The organism is Streptomyces bicolor, assembly GCF_000719285.1.
Lineage (GTDB): Bacteria > Actinomycetota > Actinomycetes > Streptomycetales > Streptomycetaceae > Streptomyces > Streptomyces bicolor.
Map to the genome: position 1 here is coordinate 55965 of NZ_JOFS01000020.1, position 22707 is coordinate 78671.

The 22707-nt window shown below is 72.2% G+C and carries 17 protein-coding genes; 4 read left to right on the forward strand and 13 right to left on the reverse strand.

Going from position 1 to position 22707, the window contains the following annotated elements:
• The first annotated feature begins 76 nt into the window (after nucleotides 1–76).
• Entirely contained in the window at nucleotides 77–3184 is a 3108-nt protein-coding gene (locus IF78_RS0125380) for an SCO5717 family growth-regulating ATPase (RefSeq protein ID WP_031484935.1), read from the forward strand.
• A 64-nt stretch (nucleotides 3185–3248) separates the two neighbouring features.
• Here IF78_RS0125380 and IF78_RS0125385 read toward each other — a convergent pair whose 3' ends face one another.
• The 9 genes from IF78_RS0125385 to rimP form a co-directional block, all read right to left on the reverse strand.
• Entirely contained in the window at nucleotides 3249–4196 is a 948-nt protein-coding gene (locus IF78_RS0125385; protein ID WP_031484937.1) for a bifunctional riboflavin kinase/FAD synthetase, read from the reverse strand.
• A 144-nt stretch (nucleotides 4197–4340) separates the two neighbouring features.
• Complete coding sequence (locus tag IF78_RS0125390; RefSeq protein WP_234439892.1) at nucleotides 4341–8237, reverse strand: serine protease; 3897 nt, start codon at nucleotides 8235–8237, stop codon at nucleotides 4341–4343.
• Between the two features lie 284 nt (nucleotides 8238–8521).
• A complete protein-coding gene (gene truB, locus IF78_RS0125395) occupies nucleotides 8522–9427 on the reverse strand; it encodes a tRNA pseudouridine(55) synthase TruB (protein WP_031484941.1) in 906 nt (301 codons plus the stop codon).
• Nucleotides 9424–9879 (reverse strand): 30S ribosome-binding factor RbfA, encoded by a 456-nt coding sequence (gene rbfA / locus IF78_RS0125400; RefSeq protein WP_031484943.1) that lies wholly within the window; start codon nucleotides 9877–9879, stop codon nucleotides 9424–9426. The genes truB and rbfA overlap by 4 nt, the downstream gene beginning before the upstream one ends.
• Before the next feature lie 38 nt (nucleotides 9880–9917).
• Nucleotides 9918–10211 carry a DUF503 domain-containing protein gene (locus tag IF78_RS0125405; RefSeq protein ID WP_031484945.1) on the reverse strand — a complete coding sequence of 98 codons (294 nt, stop codon included), beginning with the start codon at nucleotides 10209–10211 and terminating at the stop codon, nucleotides 9918–9920.
• A 176-nt stretch (nucleotides 10212–10387) separates the two neighbouring features.
• A complete protein-coding gene (gene infB / locus IF78_RS46440) occupies nucleotides 10388–13507 on the reverse strand; it encodes a translation initiation factor IF-2 (RefSeq protein WP_078662583.1) in 3120 nt (1039 codons plus the stop codon).
• A 147-nt stretch (nucleotides 13508–13654) separates the two neighbouring features.
• On the reverse strand, nucleotides 13655–13951 hold the full coding sequence (locus tag IF78_RS46445; RefSeq protein WP_078662584.1) for a YlxR family protein: 297 nt from the start codon (nucleotides 13949–13951) through the stop codon (nucleotides 13655–13657).
• A 102-nt stretch (nucleotides 13952–14053) separates the two neighbouring features.
• Entirely contained in the window at nucleotides 14054–15040 is a 987-nt protein-coding gene (gene nusA, locus IF78_RS0125425; RefSeq protein ID WP_031484948.1) for a transcription termination factor NusA, read from the reverse strand.
• Nucleotides 15041–15042: 2 nt separating this feature from the next.
• Nucleotides 15043–15540, reverse strand: coding sequence for a ribosome maturation factor RimP (gene rimP, locus IF78_RS0125430; RefSeq protein ID WP_031484950.1), 498 nt, complete (start codon nucleotides 15538–15540; stop codon nucleotides 15043–15045).
• Between the two features lie 231 nt (nucleotides 15541–15771).
• On the opposite strand from rimP, the gene IF78_RS0125435 reads away from it, so the two are divergent.
• The 3 genes from IF78_RS0125435 to IF78_RS0125445 all read left to right on the forward strand — a co-directional run bounded on the left by IF78_RS0125435 (nucleotide 15772) and on the right by IF78_RS0125445 (nucleotide 17811).
• Nucleotides 15772–16347 carry a hypothetical protein gene (locus IF78_RS0125435; protein ID WP_031484952.1) on the forward strand — a complete coding sequence of 192 codons (576 nt, stop codon included), beginning with the start codon at nucleotides 15772–15774 and terminating at the stop codon, nucleotides 16345–16347.
• Complete coding sequence (locus IF78_RS0125440; RefSeq protein ID WP_031484954.1) at nucleotides 16344–16808, forward strand: ferritin-like domain-containing protein; 465 nt, start codon at nucleotides 16344–16346, stop codon at nucleotides 16806–16808. Before IF78_RS0125435 ends, IF78_RS0125440 begins: the two co-directional genes overlap by 4 nt.
• Before the next feature lie 103 nt (nucleotides 16809–16911).
• Nucleotides 16912–17811 (forward strand): aminoglycoside phosphotransferase family protein, encoded by a 900-nt coding sequence (locus tag IF78_RS0125445; RefSeq protein ID WP_031484956.1) that lies wholly within the window; start codon nucleotides 16912–16914, stop codon nucleotides 17809–17811.
• Nucleotides 17812–18049: 238 nt separating this feature from the next.
• On the opposite strand, the gene IF78_RS0125450 is transcribed toward IF78_RS0125445, so the two are convergent.
• The 4 genes from IF78_RS0125450 to ispG form a co-directional block, all read right to left on the reverse strand.
• Nucleotides 18050–19753, reverse strand: a complete 1704-nt coding sequence (locus IF78_RS0125450) for a proline--tRNA ligase (protein ID WP_031484958.1) — start codon at nucleotides 19751–19753, stop codon at nucleotides 18050–18052.
• A gap of 71 nt (nucleotides 19754–19824) precedes the next feature.
• A complete protein-coding gene (locus IF78_RS0125455; protein ID WP_051828162.1) occupies nucleotides 19825–20391 on the reverse strand; it encodes a GNAT family N-acetyltransferase in 567 nt (188 codons plus the stop codon).
• 86 nt (nucleotides 20392–20477) lie between these two features.
• Nucleotides 20478–21326 (reverse strand): GNAT family N-acetyltransferase, encoded by an 849-nt coding sequence (locus IF78_RS0125460; RefSeq protein ID WP_031484962.1) that lies wholly within the window; start codon nucleotides 21324–21326, stop codon nucleotides 20478–20480.
• A 205-nt stretch (nucleotides 21327–21531) separates the two neighbouring features.
• Entirely contained in the window at nucleotides 21532–22689 is a 1158-nt protein-coding gene (gene ispG / locus IF78_RS0125465) for a flavodoxin-dependent (E)-4-hydroxy-3-methylbut-2-enyl-diphosphate synthase (RefSeq protein WP_031484964.1), read from the reverse strand.
• Nucleotides 22690–22707: the final 18 nt, after the last annotated feature.

The following is a 22707-nucleotide window of genomic DNA, read 5'->3' on the forward strand; positions in this document are numbered from 1 at the left end:
AACAGGAACGGTCGCCCCAGCCCGGCACATGAATGCCCCCAGGGCACGAGGGTGCTCGACCACACCAGGAGGAATTGTGCAGAGCGATCGGGACGGGCTGCGGGCTGGCTGGACCACGCCCAGCGATGACCAGTCCGACGCGGAGTCCGCCGTCGAGATGACGGGTGAGTTCACCATCGACTACGCCGCGCCTGCCTGGTACACACAGGGCGCGGCACCCGCCGGAGAGGCGGCAGCTCCAGCGCCCGCCCCTCCCGCACCTCCCGCGGCCCCCGCCCCTGCCCCTCCTGCTGCCCCCGTCCCTCCGACTCAGGCGCCCCATCCTGGTTACGGCGATACGTCCGGTTCTGCGACGGCGCACGGCGCGTCCGGTGCGACGCCGCCCGCACCGCCCGCACCCTGGGCAGCGAATCCCAACGTGGCCCCGAACCAGAACGTCGCTCCGAACCAGTACGTCGCCCCGAGCCAGCCCGCGCCGACCACCCCTCCGCCGGCGGCCCCCGAGGTCCCGGGGCCGTCCGCCGCCCAGGCCGGCGGTTCCCAGGGTGCGGCGCCCGCCGGCGCCACGGATTCCGGTAGCTGGGCCACCGGGAGCCGGACCGAACCCCCGTCCGCCGGCACGGGCACGACGAGTGACGTCCAGCAGCCCGCCGCCGCGCCGGTCGCTCCCGCGACGAACGAGGCCGCCGCCGGGCACGACAGCGGCGCCACGTCGGCGACTCCGGCCGACGGCACCCAGGTGCCGACGGGAGCGGCGGCGGACGCCGGTGTGCCGGCGACCCCGGCCCCCAGCACCGCCCCAACCCCGACCGACACCGGCGAGGACGCCACGGCCGGACCGGACACGACAGCTGGACCGGACACCACGGCCGGACCGGACACCACAGCCGGGCAGGACGCGACCGACGGTGCCGGCTCGGAGGGTGCCCACCAAGTTCCGGGTACCGCCGGCGACATAGCCGCAGAAGGCTCGGACAGCGCCGAAGGTACTGCCGCCGTCCCCTCCGGCGATGCCGAAGCGGGCCCCGCCGAGCCGCAGGCCGCCGCACCCTCCGGAGGCGACTCGACCGCACCGACCGGCGAGCAGCAGCAAGCCGCTGTTCAGCCGACCCCTGCTCAGCAGGACGCGGCCCCACAGGCGGCTCCTCAGCCGGACGCGGCCCCACAGGCGGCTCCTCAGCAGGACGCGTCGGCCGGCTGGACTCCCCCGCCGGCTCCGCAGGGGACCGTTCCCCCGCTCCCGCCCGAGTTCCCGTCGGCGGCCACGGGCGGCGCGGCACCGGCCGCCGGGCAGGAGTGGTCGGCGGCGCCCGGGCAGCCACAGCAGCAGCCCCCCGCCGCGCCCGCGCCCGCTCAGCAGCCGGCTGCCCCGGCTCAGCAGCCCCAGGCCCCGCAGCCCGCGCAGCCGGGCTGGCCGGCCGCCGCGCAACAGCCCCAGGCCCCGGCTGCCAACCAGGCCCCGCACGGCGCCGACGGCTTCCCGCCACACGCCGCCGTACAGAACCCGCAGGGCGCCTACGGCTACCCGCAGCAGCCCGCCCCCCAGCCGCCGCAGGGTGCGTACGGCTACCCGCAACAGCCCACGCCCCAGCCGCCGCAGGGCGCTTACGGCTACCCCCAGCAGCCGACGCCCCAGAACCCGCAGGGCGCCTACGGCTACCCGCAGCAGCCCGCCCCCCAGCCGCCGCAGGGCGCTTACGGCTACCCCCAACAGCCCGCCCCCGCACAGCCCCAGCAGCAGCCCCAGGCGCAGCCGGGTCAGCACATGCCCCCTGCGCACCAGGCTCCGCCGCAGGCCCCGCCCCAGCCGCAGGCACAGGCCCATCCTGGACAGCCGCCGGTGGCGGAGCAGCCGCCGCAGGCCCAGCAGCCCTACGCACCGGCCCCCGGCCAGCCCGGAGTCGACCCCCGCACCGGTGCCGCCTGGCCGCAGAGCGTGCAGCACGACCAGCGCAACCAGGTCGGCCCGGGCGCGCCGCTCGGCTACAACGCGGCTGTCGAGCTGACCTCCGACCGGCTGGTCAACAGCCGGAAGCAGAAGGCCAAGAGCAGCCGTCCCACCCCGGGCGGGTCGAAGTTCAAGCTCGGTGGGAAGAAGGAGGAGCAGGAGAGGCAGCGCAAGCTCGAACTCATCCGCACGCCGGTGCTCTCCTGCTACCGGATCGCGGTCATCAGCCTCAAGGGCGGCGTGGGCAAGACGACCACGACCACCGCCCTGGGCGCCACGCTCGCCACCGAGCGGCAGGACAAGATCCTCGCCATCGACGCCAACCCGGACGCCGGCACGCTCGGCCGACGGGTACGGCGCGAGACCGGCGCCACCATCCGCGACCTCGTCCAGGCGATCCCGTACCTCAACTCGTACATGGACATCCGCCGCTTCACGTCGCAGGCGCCGTCGGGTCTCGAGATCATCGCCAACGACGTGGACCCGGCCGTGTCCACGACGTTCAACGACGAGGACTACCGGCGCGCGATCGACGTGCTGGGCAGGCAGTACCCGATCATCCTCACGGACTCCGGTACGGGACTGCTCTACAGCGCCATGCGCGGTGTGCTCGACCTCGCCGACCAGTTGATCATCATCTCGACGCCGTCGGTGGACGGCGCGAGCAGTGCCAGTACGACGCTCGACTGGCTGTCGGCGCACGGGTACGCGGCGCTGGTGTCGCGGTCCATCACCGTGATCTCGGGGGTGCGCGAAACCGGCAAGATGATCAAGGTTGAGGACATCGTCAACCACTTCGAGCAGCGCTGCCGAGGCGTGATCGTCGTGCCGTTCGACGAGCATCTGGCGGCGGGCGCCGAGGTCGACCTCGACATGATGCGGCCGAAGGTGCGAGAGGCGTACTTCGACCTGGCCACGATGGTCGCCGAGGACTTCGTGCGGGCCCAGCAGGAGCAGGGGCTCTGGACCTCGGACGGCAACCAGCAGCCGCCCACCATGGCTCCCCCGATGCCGGGCCAGCAGCAGGGCCAGCCGCAGCAGGGGCAGCCGTACCAGGGCGGACAGCCCTACCAGGGCGGGCAGCCGTACCAGGGTCCCCCCGGGGTCCAGCCCGGTCAGCCGTGGCAGACGGGCGCGCCGCAGCCCGGGTTCACGCAGCAGCCGTACGACCAGACCGGCGGCGGACAGCCGCAGCCCGGGTTCCCTCCGGGACAGATGCCGCCACAGCAGCAGTAGCGCATCGACCGCAACGCGAGAGGGCCGGCACCGTCACGGTGCCGGCCCTTCGTCGTCGTACGGTTCAGCCCGCGGCCGCGATCAGCTCCCGGCAGCGCTTGACGTCCTCGGCCATCTGCTCCAGCAGGGCGTCCAGCGTCTCGAACTTCGCCTGACCGCGGACGAAGGCGAGGAAGTCGACGGCGACGTGCAGGCCGTACAGGTCCAGCCCCACCCGGTCGATCGCGTACGCCTCCACCGTCCGCTCCGTGCCGTCGAACTGCGGGTTCGTGCCGACGGAGATCGCGGCGGGCATCGCCTCGCCCTGGGCGTGCAGCCAGCCGGCGTAGACGCCGTCGGCGGGGATGGCGGTGTGCGGCAGGGTCTCGACGTTGGCGGTCGGGAAACCGAGTTCCCGCCCCCGCTGAGCGCCTCGTACGACCACGCCCTCCACCCGGTGCGGACGGCCGAGGATCTCGGCAGCGCCACCGACGTCGCCCTCGGCGACCAGACGCCGGGTCAGGGTCGAGGAGAACGGTTCGCCGCCGCCCGCCTCACCGGTCACGTACAGGTCGACGACCTCGACCTCGAAGTCGTAGATCTTGCCCTGTTCGGCGAGGAACTCGACGTCGCCGGCGGCGCGGTGTCCGAAGCGGAAGTTGGGGCCCTCGACGACCGCCTTGGCGTGCAGCTTGTCGACCAGGACCTTGACCACGAAGTCGGCCGGCGACAGCTTCGAGAACTCGGTGGTGAACGGCAGGATCAGCACCGCGTCCACGCCCAGTTCGCCCATCAGCTCGGCGCGGCGGTGGTGCGGGGCCAGCAGGGGCGGGTGGCTGCCGGGCCGGACGACCTCGCTGGGGTGCGGGTCGAAGGTGACGACGACGGCGGGAACGCCCAGCTCACGCGCGCGGTCCACGGCATGCCGGATGATCAACTGGTGCCCGCGGTGCACTCCGTCGTAGGAGCCGATGGTGACGACGCTGCGCCCCCAGTCCTGGGGGATGTCCTCCAAGCCACGCCAGCGCTGCACTGTGCCTGCTCCTTGTCGCAAACTCGTCGAACCCGTGTCCGTCTTTGCCTCAGACGCTCTTACGCAGGTCTAAGGGTGCCATGCCGGGCGCCTCGGGCCCGCATCGGCATGGGCTGTGACCGGGTGCACGGGCGGATGCGCCGGTCAGGCGGGGACTCGTCCGCCGGCCAGGTTCTCGATCATCCGGCGGGAGCTCGGCCCGACCACCGCCGACCACTCGTGCGGGGCGTCGGTCAGCCACCCGGCGACCCGCGCGGCGAAGCCCGGGACGCGGCGGCCCAGGTCGACCAGGCCCCGGTCGAAGCGGGCCGCGCCGTCCGGGGTGCGGACGAGGAGCAGGCCCGTGTGATGGACCAGGCCACGGAGGTCGTCGTCCACCCGGTCACCGCTGCGCTGGACGGTGGCGTGCAGGAAGGCGTCCAGGACGGCGGGGGCGCGTTCGTGAGCGAGGAGGACCTCGCGGAGTTCGCGGCGCAGTGGGCGGGACTCGGGGGTGCCGGAGGTGGCGAGTACGGCGGCCAGGGCGGCCCGTACCTGTTCCGTACCGCCGTCCAGCAGGCCGGTGACCAGCGGGAGGAGTACGACGCGTGCGGTGGGGCCCTGGTCGAGGCGCCGGTCGACGTAGGCGGCCACGTCCGCGGCGGTCTCCGGGTGCCGCTGGACCGCCTCCCGTACGAGGGCGGCGACGCGGAGGGCGAGGCCGGGCTCGGTGACGTCCGCGAGGGTGCGCAGCGCCTGGCCGGGGTCCGGCCGGTTCAGGCGTTCGCGGAAGGCGTCCAGGACCGGTTCGGTGTGGGTGTCCAGAGCGGCGACCAGGGCGCTGGTCGGGAACTGGGGGTCGTCGGCCGCGAAGAGCGCGAGCGCCTGCGGGAGGTGGCGGGCGCGGGTGTGCGGGTCGCGCACGAGCAGGGCGATCGCGCCGCCGTGCAGGGTGCAGTCGGTGGGGCGGGCGAGCAGGGCGAGGGCGGCGTAGCGGAGCAGTTCGCGGTCGGCCTCGGTCCGGACATGGGGTGCGGCCCGCAGTCCGTACGCCGCCGCCGCGACCCGTCGCCCGGGCCGCTCGTCGTGCGCCCAGCGGTCGACGGCCCGGCAGATGGCGGACGGTTCCTCCTCGGCCAGCACGGCGAGGAGTTCGTCGGCCCTGCGGTGCGCGCTGTTGACGAGCGTCTCGGTGAGGTCGTCGAGGGCACGGTGACGGTGGGCGTAGAGGAGGGCCTGGGCTGCTCGGGCGACGGTCGCGTGGGGGGTTGCCGGGAGGGGGCGGTCGTCGTCGAACCAGCGGGTGAGGTGGGGTTGTACGGCGGTGGGGGCGGCGGCGAGGAGCTGGGCGGCGGTGTCGAGGTAGCGGGGGGTGCGGGAGGAGGGCGAGGGCGAGAAGGAGACAGGTGAGAAGGCGGTCGGCTGTTGTGGACCGCCGTCGGTGCCGTGCGCGAGGGAGTCGCTCGGGGCGGTGTCCGATTCGTGCGGGGGGCCATCAGCGCGGACGAGGTCGCGGAACAGGGCGAAGCGGTCGGTGTCCGGGAGGCGGAGGGCCGTCCAGAAGTCGGGGTGGAAGTCCGGGGGTGCGGGGTGTCCCCGGTGCCGCCAGGCCACGATGCGGTCGGCGAGCCGGCGCAGTACGTCCAGATACGGCGTCGCGTCCGGGACCCGCAGCAGGGTTTCGGCGAGGAGGCGGGCGGCCCACCAGGAGTGCCGGTCGGCGTCGAGAGCGCGCGTCAACTCCTCCATTCGGCAGGCGAGTTGGGCAGTGCCGTGCTGGCGGGCCAGCAGGAGCAGGGCCTGTACGACGGGGCCGATGCGGTGGTGCGGTACGGGGAGCGGGTGCGCGGTGTCGGGGTCGGTGCGGGGGCGGTGGACCAGTGCCTGGAGGGCCTCGTCGAGGTCGAGGTGCATGCCCTGGATCCAGTCGGCGAGTTCCTCGTGGGCGAAGCGGTAGCCGTTGCCGGCGGGGACGAGGAGGCCCTCGGTGAGGACGGCGGACGCCCAGCCGGTACCGCCGCCGAGCCGCGCGGGAGCGGGACCCCACGGGAACACGGCCTCGAAGGACGCTCGGTCCAGCTCTCCCTGACCGGGGCCGAGGCTGCGGCGGGCGGCCTCGTGGACCTGGCCGGACACCTTGGCGGCGAGGCGGCGTACGGCGCTGCCGCGCAGACCGTTCTCGGCGGCGAGGCGTACGGCGATGCGCAGGCACATGAGGTCGAGGTGGGCGGAGAGGACGTCGTCGCGGTCGAGTGGGGGGTGGGGGACGTCGGGGAGGGCGGCGCGGACCTCGGAGAGGAGGCGGAGGGTGAGGGGGTGGCGGGCGTCGGGGGCGGCCAGGGCGGATTCCGGGATGCCGTAGCGGGCGCGGGCCTGGTGGGCCTCGTCGGGGGTGAGGTCGCCGAGGCGTACGCACGGCGGGTGACGCCGGGAGTTGTCGCCCCCGCCGCCCCTACCCGTCCCGTCCCCAGGGGCTCCGCCCCTTCGACCCCGCCAGGGGGCTCCGCCCCCTGGACCCCCGTCGGCCCGAAGGGCCTCGTCCTCAAACGCCGGACGGGCTGAATTCCCACTCCCCTCGTACAGCAACTCCTCCGGGAACTCCGCCCCCGCCCCCTCCCAGTACTCCGCCCCGCACGCCACCACCAGCCGCGCTCCCGTCTCCCGCAGCCACGCCGCCGTGCCCTTCGTCCAGTCCGTGAGGCGATGGGCCAGAAGCGGGGGCATCTCCTCGGGGCCGTCGAGGAGGAGCAGGAGGGGGTGGCCGGTGGTGCGGGAGAGGTGGGCCAGGCGGTCGGGGCTCGTGTCGCCCAGGGCGGCGGGGTCGGACGGGGTCGACGCCGCCACGATGCGGGCCGCCCGGGTCAGCGCCCGGCGGGCGGCGTCGGCCACCGAGTCGTCGTCGTCCTTCAGGTCGGCGCCGCGCAGCCACAGCGTGGGAGCCGGTGCCGGCCCGCGGTGGCGGCGTGCGGCGAGGGCCGCGAGTTCCGTCGTACGGCCGCTGCCCGGCGGCCCGACCAGGCCCAGGACAGCCGCCCCGCTCTCGGTGAAGGCGGCGAACTCCCTTGCCACCGTGGCCCGTTCGACCGGCGCCACCGCCCCGACCGCGGCCCCCGCTCCCCCGGCCTCCACCCGGCCCACACAGCCCGCCAGCGTCCCCGGCGGACCGTCCTGCCCGACCGACGTGGCCGTCAGTTCCAGTACGCCCGCCAGATTCAGGTCGGCGCCGTACCCCGGCACGGTCGCCGCGTTCTCGGCGAGCAGTTCGGCCAGCGGGCCGTCGGCAAGCGGTCGCAGCGGCACCGCGAACCCGGCGCCGCGGTCACCGGACTGCAGCGCCGTGCCGAGGACGCCCACGACCGCGCCGGTCCCGGCGTCCAGCACAGGCCCCCCGGCCGCCCCACCACCCAGCCGCAACGCGTCCCGTCCGGCCGTACCGATCGCCAACTCCAGGGCGCCGTCGAGGAGATGGAAACGGTCCGTGGCCGTGTACGTCACCAGCGCCGGGCCCAGCACCCGTGCCTCCCGCCACCCGCCGGCCGCGATCCGCACATACGCCCCGGTCTCGACCCGCTCCCGCACGCTCACCGGCAACGGATCCACGCCCAGGCCTTCGGTCCGTACGAGGGCGAGGTCCAGTGCGGGCAACGGCGTCACCGCACTCGCGGGAACCACACAGCTCCGACCGCTCTCGGCGGCGTGCAGCACCAGCCGGGGCAGGCCGTCGACGACCTCGTGGCTGGTGACGACGGTGCCTTGATGGTCGGCCACGAAGCCGAGCCCACGGGGCCGCCCGGCCAGGTCGTGGATGCGGATCAGGGCGTCGTCAGGGGCGCGTTCCTGGGCGTCGGCGCGGACACGGGCCTGAGCTTCCTCACGGAGGCGAGCCCGGTCGTCGTCGTGGGACTGGCAGCGGCGTGAGTGCCGTACGCAGTCGTCCTGCCTGGACCGGCCGATGTCGTCCGGCGTGTCCCACGTGCCGTGAGCTCCCCGCGTGCCCCCCGCAGTACCGGCCGCCTCCGCCGTCCGCCGGTCGCCGCCCGCCCGCGGGCCCCGTCCCGCCATCGTCGAACCTCCCCGCCGTACGTCCGGACGCGTATACGCCCATACGGCCGCGCCCTGTGTTCTCGACGGTAGGCGCGAGGTGATCAGCGGGACAGATCGCTCGGCGAACGCGCCCCCTTCCGCTCCCTCGGTTCACTCCGAGCGCCTGCACGGACGGGTGAACAGACGGGGGTCGCTGGATACACCCTAGGGGTGGGGGAACCGAGGGGGGACCGTGGAGCGGCGGGCAGAGGACTACCCCGTGACCGCCGCTCCACGGGCAGGCACCGGCAACAGGGGCTGCCTCAGCCGAAGACGGCCAGGCTCCTGGCCTTGCCCTTCTGCTGCTCCACGAGTGCGAGGAAGCGCCCCTGCGGGTCGAAGACGGCGACGGGACCGGCGCCGGCATACTCGTCGGGCATGTCGAGGCGGACGCCGTTCGTCAGCAGCCGGGCGCGCTTGGCATCCACGTCCCAGCGCGGGAACGCGGCCGCGGCGGCCTCGGCGATCGGCATCACGGTGAGCTCCTGCTGGAGCTGGTCCAGCGTCTTGGCGGCGTCCAGCTTGTACGGCCCCACGCGCGTACGGCGCAGCGCCGTGAGGTGGCCGCCGACTCCGAGGCCGGCACCGAGATCGCGGGCCAGGGCCCGGATGTACGTACCTGAGGAGCAGACCACCGACACGACCAGGTCGAGGACCGCGGTGCCGTCGTCGGCGACGGCGTCCCGGACGTCGTACACCGAGAAGGACGAGACGGTGACGGGCCGGGCGGGAATGTCGAAGTCCTCGCCGTCCCTCGCCCGCTTGTAGGAGCGCACCCCGTCGATCTTGATGGCGCTGACCTTGGACGGCACCTGCATGATGTCGCCGGTCAGCTTGGCGATCTGGGCGTCGATGGCCTCGCGGGTGACCTTCGAGGCGTCGGCCGACCCCGTGATCTCGCCCTCGGCGTCGTCGGTGACCGTGGTCTGGCCCAGGCGGATGGTGCCGAGGTACTCCTTCTCGGTCAGGGCCAGATGACCGAGGAGCTTGGTCGCCTTCTCGACGCCGAGGACGAGGACGCCCGTCGCCATCGGGTCGAGGGTGCCGGCGTGCCCGACACGGCGGGTGCGGGCGATGCCGCGCATCTTGGCGACCACGTCGTGCGAAGTGAAGCCCGACGGCTTGTCGACGATGACAAGGCCGTCGGGCGTGCTGTGCTTCTGCGTCATTCCGCGGTGTCGCCGTCCGTCTCGTCCTCGGCGCCCGGCTTGCGGTACGGGTCCGCCTCACCGGCGTACTTCGCGCCCGCGGACACCTCACGCACCTTCTCGTCGGACTGGCGCGCCTTGTCGAGGAGGTCCTCGATGGTGCGTGCCGTGTCCGGAAGGGCGTCGGCGACGAAGGTCAGGGTCGGCGTGAACTTCACGCCCGCCGCCGCCCCGACGGCCGAGCGGAGCACGCCCTTGGCGCTCTCCAGACCGGCCGCGGCGGCCGCCCGCTCCTCGTCGTCCCCGTACACCGTGTAGAAGACGGTCGCCTCCCGCAGGTCACCCGTGACCCGGGTGTCCGTGATGGTGACGTGCGAGCCGAGCCGCGGGTCCTTGATCCCGCGCTGCAGCTTCTGGGCCACCACCTCTCGGATGAGGTCCGCCAGCCTTTTCGCCCGCGCGTTGTCGGCCACTGGTCCGTCTCCCGTTCTTTCTTCTGCTCGTTCTGTGGTCAGTCGTCGTCGCCGTGGAAGCGCCGTCGCACGGACAGCAGCTCCACCTCGGGGCGGCCGGCGACCAGCCGTTCGCACCGGTCGAGTACGTCGCTGAGGTGCCCCGCGTCGCCGGAGACCATCGCGAGGCCGATGACGGCCCTGCGATGGAGGTTCATGTGGTCGACCTCGGCCGCGCTCACTGCGTACTTCCGCTGGAGTTCGGCGACGATCGGACGGACGACGGAGCGCTTCTCCTTCAGCGACCGTACGTCGCCGAGGAGGAGGTCGAAGGACAGAGTCCCCACGTACATGTGTGTAGCCGGTTCACCCGCCGGTACGGGATCGATGGCCCTGCGATCGGTAGGGGCAGGGACATCAAGAACGGTACCGCGAACCATCCGGCGGCTCGACGGAGTTTCCGTTCGGCAAACGGCGCGCTGGCCGACGGAACCGAAGTCCCGTCGGCCAGCACGAACCGTCGGTGCGGTTACACCCGCGGCTTCTCGCGCATCTCGTACGTCGCGATGACGTCGTCGACCTTGATGTCGTTGAAGTTGCCGAGGTTGATACCGCCCTCGAACCCTTCGCGGATCTCGGTGACGTCGTCCTTGAAGCGACGCAGACCCTCGATGTTGAGGTTCTCCGCGACCACCTTGCCGTCGCGGATGAGGCGCGCCTTGGTGTTGCGCTTGACCTCGCCGGAGCGGATGAGAACACCCGCGATGTTGCCCAGCTTGGACGACTTGAAGACCTCGCGGATCTCCGCCGTACCGAGCTCGACCTCTTCGTACTCCGGCTTGAGCATGCCCTTGAGGGCCGCCTCGATCTCCTCGATCGCCTGGTAGATGACCGAGTAGTACCGGACGTCCACGCCCTCGCGCTCGGCCATCTGCTGCGCACGCCCGGCGGCGCGCACGTTGAAGCCGATCACGATGGCGTCGGAGCCCATGGCCAGGTCGATGTCGGACTCCGTGACCGCACCGACGCCGCGGTGCAGGACGCGGATGTCGACCTCTTCGCCGACGTCCAGCTGGAGCAGCGAGGACTCGAGCGCCTCGACGGAACCAGAAGCGTCACCCTTGATGATCAGGTTCAGCTGCTGGACCTCGCCAGCCTTGAGCACCTTGTCCAGGTCCTCGAGCGAGACACGGCGCGTGCGCTTCGCGAATGCCGCGTTGCGCTCGCGAGCGGCACGCTTCTCCGCGATCTGGCGGGCCGTACGGTCCTCCTCGACCACGAGGAAGTTGTCGCCCGCACCCGGGACGTTGGTGAGGCCCAGGACCTGCACCGGCGTCGACGGGCCGGCCTCGGTGACGAGGTTGCCGTTGTCGTCGTGCATGGCGCGCACTCGGCCGTAGGCGTCGCCCACGACCATCGTGTCGCCGACCCGCAGCGTGCCTCGCTGGACGAGGACCGTCGACACGGCACCGCGGCCGCGGTCGAGGCGGGACTCGATCGAGATGCCCTGCGCGTCCTGGTTCGGGTTGGCCCGCAGGTCGAGCGAGGCGTCGGCCGTGAGGATCACGGCCTCCAGCAGCGAGTCGATGTGCAGACCCTGCTTGGCGGAGATGTCGACGAACATGGTGTCGCCGCCGTACTCCTCGGCCACCAGACCGTACTCGGTGAGCTGACCGCGCACCTTGGTCGGGTCGGCGCCCTCGACGTCGATCTTGTTGACCGCGACGACGATCGGGACCTCGGCCGCCTTGGCGTGGTTGAGCGCCTCGACCGTCTGCGGCATGACGCCGTCGTTGGCCGCGACGACCAGGATCGCGATGTCGGTCGACTTCGCACCACGGGCACGCATGGCGGTGAACGCCTCGTGACCCGGGGTGTCGATGAAGGTGATCTTGCGCTCTTCGTCGTTGACCTCGGTCGCGACCTGGTAGGCACCGATGTGCTGGGTGATGCCGCCGGCCTCGCCCGCGATGACGTTCGTCTTGCGGATGGCGTCGAGCAGTCGGGTCTTACCGTGGTCGACGTGACCCATGACGGTGACGACCGGCGGACGGACCACCAGGTCCTCCTCGTCGCCCTCGTCCTCGCCGAACTCGATGTCGAAGGACTCGAGCAGCTCGCGGTCCTCCTCCTCGGGGCTGACGATCTGAACCGTGTAGTTCATCTCGTCGGCGAGGAGCTGCAGCGTCTCGTCGGAGACGGACTGCGTGGCCGTGACCATCTCGCCGAGGTTCATCATGACCGCGACGAGGGACGCCGGGTTGGCGTTGATCTTCTCCGCGAAATCGGTGAGGGACGCACCGCGCGACAGGCGAATGGACTCGCCGTTGCCGCGAGGCAGCATCACGCCGCCGACCGACGGGGCCTGCATGGCCTCGTACTCCTGGCGCCTCTGCCGCTTCGACTTGCGGCCACGACGCGCGGGACCACCGGGACGACCGAAGGCACCCTGCGTGCCACCACGGCCACCGGGACCGCCGGGACGACCGCCGAAGCCGGGACGGCCACCGCCGCCACCGCCGGGACCACCCGGACGGCCGGCGAAACCGCCGCCACCGCCACCGGGACCGCCGGGACGACCGGCGAAGCCGCCACCGCCGCCGCCACCCGGACGACCGGCGAAGCCGCCGCCACCCGGACGACCGCCGCCGCCACCACCGGGACGACCGCCGCCACCGGGACCACGGCCACCGGGGCCACCGCCACCGGGACGCGGGCCGGCAGCAGGACGCTGCGGCATCATGCCGGGGTTAGGACGCGGACCACCGGGGCCGCCACCGGGACGCGGGCCGCCGCCCTGCGGACGGGGCATGCCGCCCGGCGTGGGACGCGCGCCGCCCGGAGCCTGCGGACGAGGACCGCCCGCCGCACCCTGGGGACGGGGACCGCCCTGACCCTGCGGACGCGGGGCGCCGCCGGGACGCTCGCCCGGGCCACCCGGGCCGCCGGGACGCGGGGCGCCGCCCGGACGGGGCGCCTGCGGGCGCGCCATGCCGGTGGAGCCACCAGAGGTGAACGGGTTGTTGCCCGGACGGGGACCGGCCGGACGGGCACCGGGACGCGGGGCGCCGCCACCCGGACGCGCAGCGCCGGGACGGTCGCCGCGGTCACCACGGCCCTGGCCACCCTGGCCGGGACCACCCGGACGCGGAGCGCCCGGACGCGGGGCCTGGCCGGCCGGACGCGGGGCGCCCGGACGCGGACCGGAGCCCTGGGAGGCGGCCGGTGCGGCGGGAGCCGACGGGGGTGCCGTGAACTCGGGCGTGGTCGGAGCCGGGGACGCCGGGGCGGGCCGCGGCGCGGGCTTCGGGCCCGGAGTGGGACGGGGGCCGGGAGCAGCCGGGGCGGCCGGAGCCGCGGGCTTCTCGGCGGCCGGCGGCTTGGGGGCCGCCGGGCGCGGCGGGGCCGGTCGGGCCGCCTGCGCCGGGGAGGGGGCTGCCGGCTTCGCCGGGGCAGCCTTGCGGGCGGGGGCGGGCTTGCCGCCTCCGTTGCCCTGCTGGAGGGCGTCCGTCAGTTTGCGGACAACGGGCGCTTCGATGGTCGAAGACGCCGAACGGACGAATTCACCGAGTTCCTGGAGCTTGGCCATGACGACCTTGCTCTCCACACCGAACTCCTTGGCGAGTTCGTATACCCGGACCTTAGCCACTTCGCTCCTTTTAGGTCCGGGTTGCGTCCGGACCGTCGCTACTTCATGGGCGTACTCATCGCGTGCTCATCGAGTGCTCATCGCAATCTCGACCTACTTCCAACTCGCGGGGTACCTGGGCCGCGCGGGGGTTCCGCACGACGCTTCTTACGGTGTTGCCTGCTCAGCAACTGTTGTCTGCTCGACGTGCTGGCGCAACGCCTTTGTGTCGAGCGCTCCCGGGGCGCGCAACGCCCGCGTGAACGCCCGGCGGCGTACCGCCTGGTCGAGACAGACCAGAGCGGGGTGTACGTACGCACCCCGGCCGGGCAGCGTACCGCTTGGATCAGGGACGCACTCGTCCTTGATCGCCACGATCCGCAGCAGATCAGCCTTGGCCGCTCGCTCCCGGCACCCCACACAGGTGCGTTCAGGGCATGCGCGGACGCGTGTCCGGCCAGACACAGCTAAGTCTACCTCCCCGTACCGACCTCACCCCTTTGGGGCAGGATTCGAACAGTTGCCGGGCGATAACGTGACGTGATCTAAGCGCCCTGCGGCTTGGATCTATTCCCCGGTCTGCTCGGTGTCCGGACGGATGTCGATCCGCCAGCCGGTGAGCCGGGCCGCGAGCCGGGCGTTCTGCCCTTCCTTGCCGATCGCCAGCGACAGCTGGTAGTCGGGCACGGTCACGCGCGCGGAGCGGGCTGCCATGTCCACGACCTCCACCTTGGAGACCCGGGCCGGGGACAGCGCGTTCGCCACCATCTCGGCCGGGTCGTCCGACCAGTCGACGATGTCGATCTTCTCACCGTTCAGCTCGCCCATGACATTGCGCACCCGGCCGCCCATGGGGCCGATGCAGGCGCCCTTGGCGTTCAGGCCGCTGCGGGTGGACCGTACGGCGATCTTGGTGCGGTGGCCGGCCTCACGGGCGATGGCGGCGATCTCCACCGAACCGTCGGCGATCTCCGGCACCTCCAGGGCGAACAGCTTCTTCACCAGGTTCGGGTGCGTGCGCGACAGGGTGACGGACGGGCCGCGCACGCCCTTCGCCACCCGAACGACGTACGAGCGAAGCCGCATGCCGTGCGGGTACGTCTCGCCCGGGACCTGCTCCTGCACCGGCAGGATGGCCTCCAGCTTGCCGATGTCGACGAGGACGTTCTTCGGGTCGCGGCCCTGCTGGACCACGCCGGTGACGATGTCGCCCTCGCGGCCGGCGTACTCGCCGAGCGTCGCGTCGTCCTCGGCGTCGCGCAGCCGCTGCAGGATGACCTGCTTGGCGGTGGTGGCGGCGATACGGCCGAAGTCGGACGGGGTGTCGTCGAACTCGCGCGGCTCCTGGCCCTCTTCGAGGTCCTCGGGGTCTTCCTTCGCCCACACCACCACGTGCCCGGACTCCCGGTCGAGCTTCACGCGCGCGTGGCGGTGGCTTCCCTCGGTGCGGTGGTAGGCGATGAGGAGGGCCGACTCGATCGCCTCGACCAACAGGTCGAAGGAGATCTCCTTCTCCCGTACCAAGCCCCGCAGGGCACTCATGTCGATGTCCACGGCTACGCCTCCTCTTCCTTCTTGTCCTTGCGGCTGAACTCGACCTGCACGCGCGCCTTGTCGATCTCCGGGAAGCCGAGTCTGCGGCTGGTGGCCTTGCGGCCCTTCACTCCGGGCACTTCGAGGTCGAGACCTTCGTCGTCGACCTTCATGATTCGGGCCACCAGTTCCCCGCCCTCGGCCAGCTGGAACTTCACCAGCCGGTCGACGGCGCGCACGTAGTGCCGGTGCTCCTTGAGGAGGCGTTCCGCGCCCGGGGTGCCGACCTCGAGGGTGTACTCGCCCTCGCCCATCGCGTCCGTCTCGTCGAGCTTCGCCGAGAGCGCACGGCTCACATCGGCGACCTTGTCCAGGTCCGCCCCGGTGTCGGAGTCGACGACGACACGCAGCACGCGCTTGCGTCCGACGGAGTCCACTGCGATCTCTTCGAGGTCCAGGCCCTGGGAGCTGACGAGCGGTTCCAGCAGTTCTCGCAGCCTCTCGCTCTGGGTGGTGCTCATCCGGGTGACTCCTCGGCCGCGTGTGCTGTTGTGGGATGGGTCGCGTGTCTGGTCAAAGGGTATCGGGTCACAGGGAGTGTTGCCGTCCACCTGCACGCGTACGGTGCCGGTGAGTGGTGCCGTCCGGTTGCGCAGGTACGGTGATCACGGGCCCGCGGCCCACTGACTCCGTGGCCGCTCCGCAGCTGCTTTCGTAAGTGCTTTCGTACGAGTTCCCCGAGGACGTCTGCCGTGCCGTACCCGTCGCCACCGCGCTCCCCCTCGGGGCCGCGCAGAAGAACCCTGCTCGCCTCGGCCGCCGGGGCCGCCCTGCTGGTGGGCTGCTCCTCCGGGCCCGAGGACTCGGACGGCACCACGAGCGGCAGCCCGTCGCTCACCGAGCGGGCACGCGCGCGTGCGGCCCGGGACAGCGAGGGTCTGGTCGAGCGGTACGACGCGGTGCTCGCCGTCCATCCGGCACTGGCGGAGCTGGTGGGGCCGTTGCGGGACGAGGCCGCACGGCATGCGGAGGCGTTCGGCGGGGGTTCGGCCGGGTCGTCCCCCGCAGCCTCAGGGCCGTCCAGGGGCTCTTCTACGACGTCCGAGGCGCCGCAGGCCGGGAAGGCGTCGCCGTCGGCCGCCCCGTCGGCCACCGTGCCCGCGAAGGAGAAGGACGCCCTGACCGAGCTGGCCGCCGCCGAACGGGCGCTCGCCGACCGGCGGGCGAAGGCGCTGCTCGACGTGCCGGGCGAGTTGGCCAGGCTGCTGGCCTCGGTGGCGGCGGCCGGGGCCGTGCACGCGTATCTGCTGACGGAGGGCGCCAAGTGATCGAGACGAGGAAGCAGCGGCTTACGGCTCTCCAGGCGGCCCTCGCCGCCGAGCACGCGGCCGTGTACGGATACGGGGTCGTCGGCGGGCTCGTGCTCGAGGGGCTGCGCTCGGAAGCACGCGCGGCGTACCACGCGCACCGGGCGCGGCGGGACACGCTGGCGCGCGAGGTGCGTGACCTGGGCGCCGAGCCGGTCGCCGCGAGCGCCGCGTACGCGCTGCCGTTCCCGGTGCCGGACTCCGCCGCCGCCGTCCGGCTCGCCGCCGAGTTGGAGGACCGGGTGGCCGGGGTGTACTCCGACCTGGTGCGGGCGACCGAGGGTGAGCTGCGGGGCACCGCGGCCGAGGCCCTGCGCGAGGCGGCGGTGCGGGCGGTGCGCTGGCGGGGCGAGAGCGTAGCCTTCCCTGGGCTGGCCGAGCGGGCGGGCACCACGACGGCATCGGCGGCGCCCAGCGCCTGACGGGGCCGCAGCGCACGTACGGGCAGTACGGGCAGTACGGGCAGTACGGGCAGTACGGGCAGTACGGGCAGTACGGGCAGTACGGGAAGGGAACTACTCGCGCATGGCTTTCGAACCGCCGCAGCGTCTGGTCAGGGCGCTCGGTGAGACGGCACCGGACGGTGACGACTGGTTGGAGAAGCTGCCGGAGGCGGCCCACCAGGCCGTCGCGCTACGCGAGTTGACCGTTGAACGGGTGCAGGTGCCCGGCGGCCGCAGCAGCCTGGTTGTGCTGGTGCGGCGCGCTGATGGCACCCCCGCCGTGCTCAAGCTGGCACCGCCCCGGTCCCGCCCGGAGAGCGAGCGGGCCGCGCTGGCGCACTGGGACGGTCTGGGCGCCGTACAGCTTCTGGAACCGTTCGTGACGGAAGGCGTACTGCTGTTGGAGCGGCTGCATCCCGATCTGTCGGTGCGGTCGTTGCCGGAGGCGAAGGCGTTGCTGGAGGCGGCGGGGACGTTGCGACGGCTGTGGGTGGAGCCGCCGGCTGAGCATGTTTTCGAGACGGTGGCCGAGCGGACCGGGCGGCAGGCTGAGGCCATGCGGGCGACTGCGGGTGCCTTCGGCGATTTGGCGGTGTTGGTCGATGCCGCGCTCGTTGCGCGCGAGGAGTTGTTGGCCGCGCCGCCTGTGGAGCGTTTGCTGCATGGGACGTTCCGGCAGAGCAAGGTGTTGGCCGGGGAGCGGATGCCGTGGTTGGCCGTGGGGCCGGATCCGGTGGTCGGGGAGTGTGCGTTCGATCTTGCGCGATTGGTGCGGGATCGGGTGGAGGATCTGATCGCCTCGCCTTCGGGGGCGGCGACTACTCGGCGGCGGGTCAAGCGGCTTGCGGAGTCGCTGGATGTGGATCAGGAGCGGTTGCGGGGGTGGACCTTGTTCCGGGCCGTGGAGTCGGGAGTTCGGGCGCTTCGGGTGGGGCGGCCCAAGGATGCCGAGTTGTTGCTGGAATTCGCCGGCTGGCTTTGAGGGGTTGTGTTTTGTCTGCGGGTGTGTGGGGGCTGGTCGCGCAGTTCCACGCGCCCCTGATCGGCATCACCTGATCGCCAGTTTCCCATGTCGTGGCCCCCGTTCCCTGGTGCGCAAGACCGTTCCCCGCCGTAGTGACGCTCTGTCACGTACTACGGTCGGGGAACGGTCTGAGAGAAAGCTGTGAGGCGCTTTGGCCGCCGGGAGAGCTTTCTGAGGAGTTGCTTTACGCCGTCGCTTACGCGGTCAGGCGCGCGATCGCCTCGTCCACCGTCAGCTCCTCGCGCTCACCGGTCCTGCGGTCCTTGAGCTCGACGACGCCCTCGGCAGCGCGCCGTCCGGCCACCAGGATCTGCGGTACGCCGATCAGCTCCGAGTCCGTGAACTTCACGCCCGGCGAGACACCGGCCCGGTCGTCGCACAGGACACGCAGGCCGGCCGAGGCGAGCTTCTCGGAGACGTCGAGGGCGAGTTCGGTCTGCAGGGCCTTGCCCGCGGCGACGACGTGCACGTCGGCCGGGGCGACCTCGGCGGGCCAGCACAGGCCCTTGTCGTCGGCCGTCTGCTCGGCGAGGGCGGCGACGGCGCGGGAGACGCCGATGCCGTAGGAGCCCATGGTCACGCGGACCGGCTTGCCGTTCTGGCCGAGGACGTCGAGCTTGAGGGCGTCGGCGTACTTGCGGCCCAGCTGGAAGATGTGGCCGATCTCGATGGCACGGTCGAGCTTGAGGCCGGTGCCGCAGTTCGGGCAGGGGTCGCCCTCCTGCACGACCACGACGTCGACGTACTCGTCGACCTCGAAGTCACGGCCCGCGACGACGTTCTTGGCGTGCGTGGCGTCCTTGTTGGCGCCCGTGATCCAGGAGGTGCCGGGGGCCACGCGCGGGTCGGCGATGTACTTGACCTTCTCGCCCAGGCCCTGCGGGCCGACGTAGCCGCGGACCAGGTCCGGGCGGCCCGCGAAGTCGGCCTCGGTGACCATCTCGACGACGGCCGGGGCGAAGTGGGCCTCGACCTTGTCCATGTCGACCTCGCGGTGGCCCGGGACGCCGACGGCGACGATCTCGCCGTCGACCTTGACCAGGAGGTTCTTCAGGGTGGCGGAGGCCGGGACGCCGAGGTGGGCGGCGAGGGTCTCGATGGTCGGGGTGTCGGGGGTGGGGATCTCCTCGAGGGCCGCCACGCCTTCGGCGTCCACCGGCTTCAGCTCGTACGAGATCGCCTCGGTGTTGGCCGCGAAGTCGCAGTTCGGGCAGTCCGCGAAGGTGTCCTCACCGGCGCCTGCCGGGGCGAGGAACTCCTCCGACTTGGAGCCGCCCATCGCGCCGGCGGTCGCGGCGCAGATGCGGTAGTCGAGGCCGAGGCGCTCGAAGACACGCTGGTAGGCCTGGCGGTGCAGGGCGTAGGACTGGGCGAGGCCCTCGTCGTCGGTGTCGAAGGAGTACGAGTCCTTCATCAGGAACTCGCGGCCGCGCAGGATGCCGGCCCGCGGACGCGCCTCGTCACGGTACTTGTGCTGGATCTGGTAGAGGATGACCGGCAGGTCCTTGTAGGAGGACGCCTGGTCCTTCACCAGCAGGGTGAAGATCTCCTCGTGGGTGGGGCCGAGCAGGTAGTCGCCGCCCTTGCGGTCCTTGAGCCGGAACAGCTCCTGGCCGTACTCGTCCCAGCGGCCCGTCGCGTCGTACGGCTCACGCGGCAGCAGCGCGGGGAGCAGCACCTCCTGGGCGCCGATCGCGTCCATCTCCTCGCGGACGATGCGCTCGACGTTGGCGAGGACCCGCTTGCCGAGGGGCAGCCACGACCAGATACCGGCCGCCGTGCGGCGGACGTAGCCGGCGCGGACGAGCAGCTTGTGGCTGAGGACCTCGGCGTCCGCCGGGTCGTCGCGCAGCGTCTTCGCCATCAACTGGGACATGCGCTGGACCGGTGCGTTCGCCATGGTTCTCGTACTCCTGCTGGTTTGGGTTATGGCAGGAGGTTAGCCGGGGGGTACGGGGCGGTGGAAATCGGTTAGCGACGGCGGAGGGGCAACGGGGCACCCATCACGGCGTACGGCTTCGGTGCGCTGGGGAACAACACCTGGCGGGCGAGATCCTGGTAGCCGAGGGAGTGGTAGAGGCCGCGGGCCGGGCTGTCCGTGTCGATCGCCGAGAGGATCGAGCGGGGTTCGGTGGCGCCGTCCGTGATCGTGGTGATCAGTGTGCGGCCGATGCCGCGGTTCTGGTAGCCGGGGTGGACGTGGAGTTCCGTGATGACGAAGGAGTCGTCGAGCCAGGCGTCGTGTCCCTGGGCCCGGAGGTAGGGCTCCACGACGGTGGACCACCAGTGGGTGCGGTCGTTCGGCATGCCGTAGACGAAGCCGACGAGACGCTCCGCTGTGGTGGCGCCGAGTGCCCTTGCGCCGGGGTAGGTCATGTGGCGCAGGACGATTTGGCGGCGTACGGCTACCTCGTCGGGGCCCAGGCCGAAGGCTACGGCCTGGACTGCGAGAGCCTCGTCCACTCGGGCTGACAAGTCCAGGGGGCCGATCACGATGTCGTCGGGTTGGCGGCGGTGTCCGTGACCGGGAAGGCGCATGTGGGGAGGGTACCGGTGCGCTTCGCTGGATTGCGCCGGGGACTTCAGGTTGTCGTTCGGGTGCGGGTTGTGCTCTGAAGGGACGTTCAGAACAGAACGCTCATGAAGGCGCCGACCTCTTGGAAGCCCACCCTCTGGTACGTCCTTCTCGCCGCCGTGTTGAAGTCGTTGACGTACAGGCTCACCACGGGGGCCACGTCCGCCAGGGCGTAGCGCAGTACCGCCGCCATGCCGGGGGCCGCCAGGCCCTGGCCCCGGTACTCGGGGGCCACCCAGACCCCCTGGATCTGGCAGGCCCGGTCCGTCGCCGCGCCGATCTCCGCCTTGAAGACGACCTTTCCGTTCTGGTCGAGGCGGGCGAAGGAACGGCCGGAGCCGACGAGTTCGGCGACCCGGGCCTGGTAGAGGAGGCCGCCGTCGCCGGCCAGGGGCGATACGCCGACCTCCTCGGTGAACATCGCCACGCAGGCCGGCATGATCGTCTCCATCTCGTCCTTGCGGATGCGGCGGACGTACGGATCCGGGGTGATGTCGGCCGGCATGCGGTGGGTGACCATCAGCGGCTGGTGGGGGCGGACCTCACGGGCCGGGCCCCAGCCGGGTTCCAGCAGGCGCCAGAGCTGGCCGGTGGATTCGGCGGGGCCGACGATGGAGGAGCAGCGGCGGCCCGCGCGGCGGGCCCGGTCGGCGAAGGCCCGTACCGCTCGCGGGGTCGCGCAGATCGGGACGAGGTTGGCGCCCGCGTAGCACAGGGACGTCAGCATGCCGCCCTCGTACCAGCCCCACATCTCGCCGCCGAGGCGCCAGGGGTCGAGGCCGGCGACCTGCACCCGCGACGTCACGAAGGCGTTCGCGACCGGCTCGCGGTCGAGGACGGCGAGCGCGGCGTCCAGGTCACTCGGTTCGAGCACCCGTGAGGTGGTCTGGGTCAACACGTGCGGGGGCCCTCCGGGGGAACTGCTGGTCTCCGCACTGTACCTGCGGAAGCTGAGCCGCGCCGCCCTGCCTTGGTGCCGCCTGCTTGGAGGTACCCGGCGTTGTCGTTGCCGTCGACTGGGGGCTGCCGCCCCCAGACCCCCGCTTCGGCCCTGAAGGGGCCTCGTCCTCAAACGCCGGACGGGCTGTTATTGCTGACCGGCGTCAGCCCGCCACCGAAACCGACGGCTCGCCGCTCGCCACGCCGTCCGCCTCCATCTGCTCGGCCAGCTTCATGGCCTCCTCGATGAGGGTCTCGACGATCTTGGACTCGGGGACGGTCTTGATGACCTCGCCCTTGACGAAGATCTGGCCCTTGCCGTTGCCGGAGGCGACGCCGAGGTCGGCCTCGCGGGCCTCGCCGGGGCCGTTGACGACGCAGCCCATGACGGCGACGCGGAGGGGGACCTCCATGCCGGTGAGGCCGGCGGTGACCTCTTCGGCCAGCTTGTAGACGTCGACCTGGGCGCGGCCGCAGGACGGGCAGGAGACGATCTCCAGGCCGCGCTGCTTGAGGTTCAGGGACTCCAGGATCTGGTTGCCGACCTTGACCTCCTCGACCGGCGGGGCCGAGAGGGAGACGCGGATGGTGTCGCCGATGCCCTGCGAGAGCAGCGCGCCGAACGCCACCGCCGACTTGATCGTGCCCTGGAACGCCGGGCCCGCCTCCGTCACGCCGAGGTGGAGGGGGTAGTCGCACTGAGCGGCGAGCTGGCGGTAGGCCTCGATCATCACGACCGGGTCGTTGTGCTTGACGGAGATCTTGATGTCCCGGAAGTCGTGCTCCTCGAAGAGGGAGGCTTCCCACAGGGCGCTCTCGACCAGGGCCTCGGGCGTCGCCTTGCCGTACTTCTGGAGCAGGCGCCTGTCCAGGGAGCCGGCGTTGACGCCGATGCGGATCGGGGTGCCGTGGTCCTTGGCGGCCCGCGCGATCTCCTTGACCTTGTCGTCGAACTGCTTGATGTTGCCGGGGTTGACGCGGACCGCGGCGCAGCCGGCCTCGATGGCCGCGAAGACGTACTTCGGCTGGAAGTGGATGTCCGCGATCACCGGGATCTGGGACTTGCGGGCGATCGTCGCGAGGGCGTCCGCGTCGTCCTGCGTCGGGCAGGCCACGCGCACGATCTGGCAGCCGGAGGCCGTGAGCTCGGCGATCTGCTGGAGGGTGGCGCCGATGTCCGACGTACGCGTCGTCGTCATCGACTGGACCGAGACCGGCGCGTCCCCGCCGACCGCCACGGATCCGACCTGGATCTGCCGGCTCTTCCGGCGCTCGGCGAGCTTGGTCGGAACGGACGGCATGCCGAGAGAAATCGCAGTCATCTGCTGTGCAACCCCAAG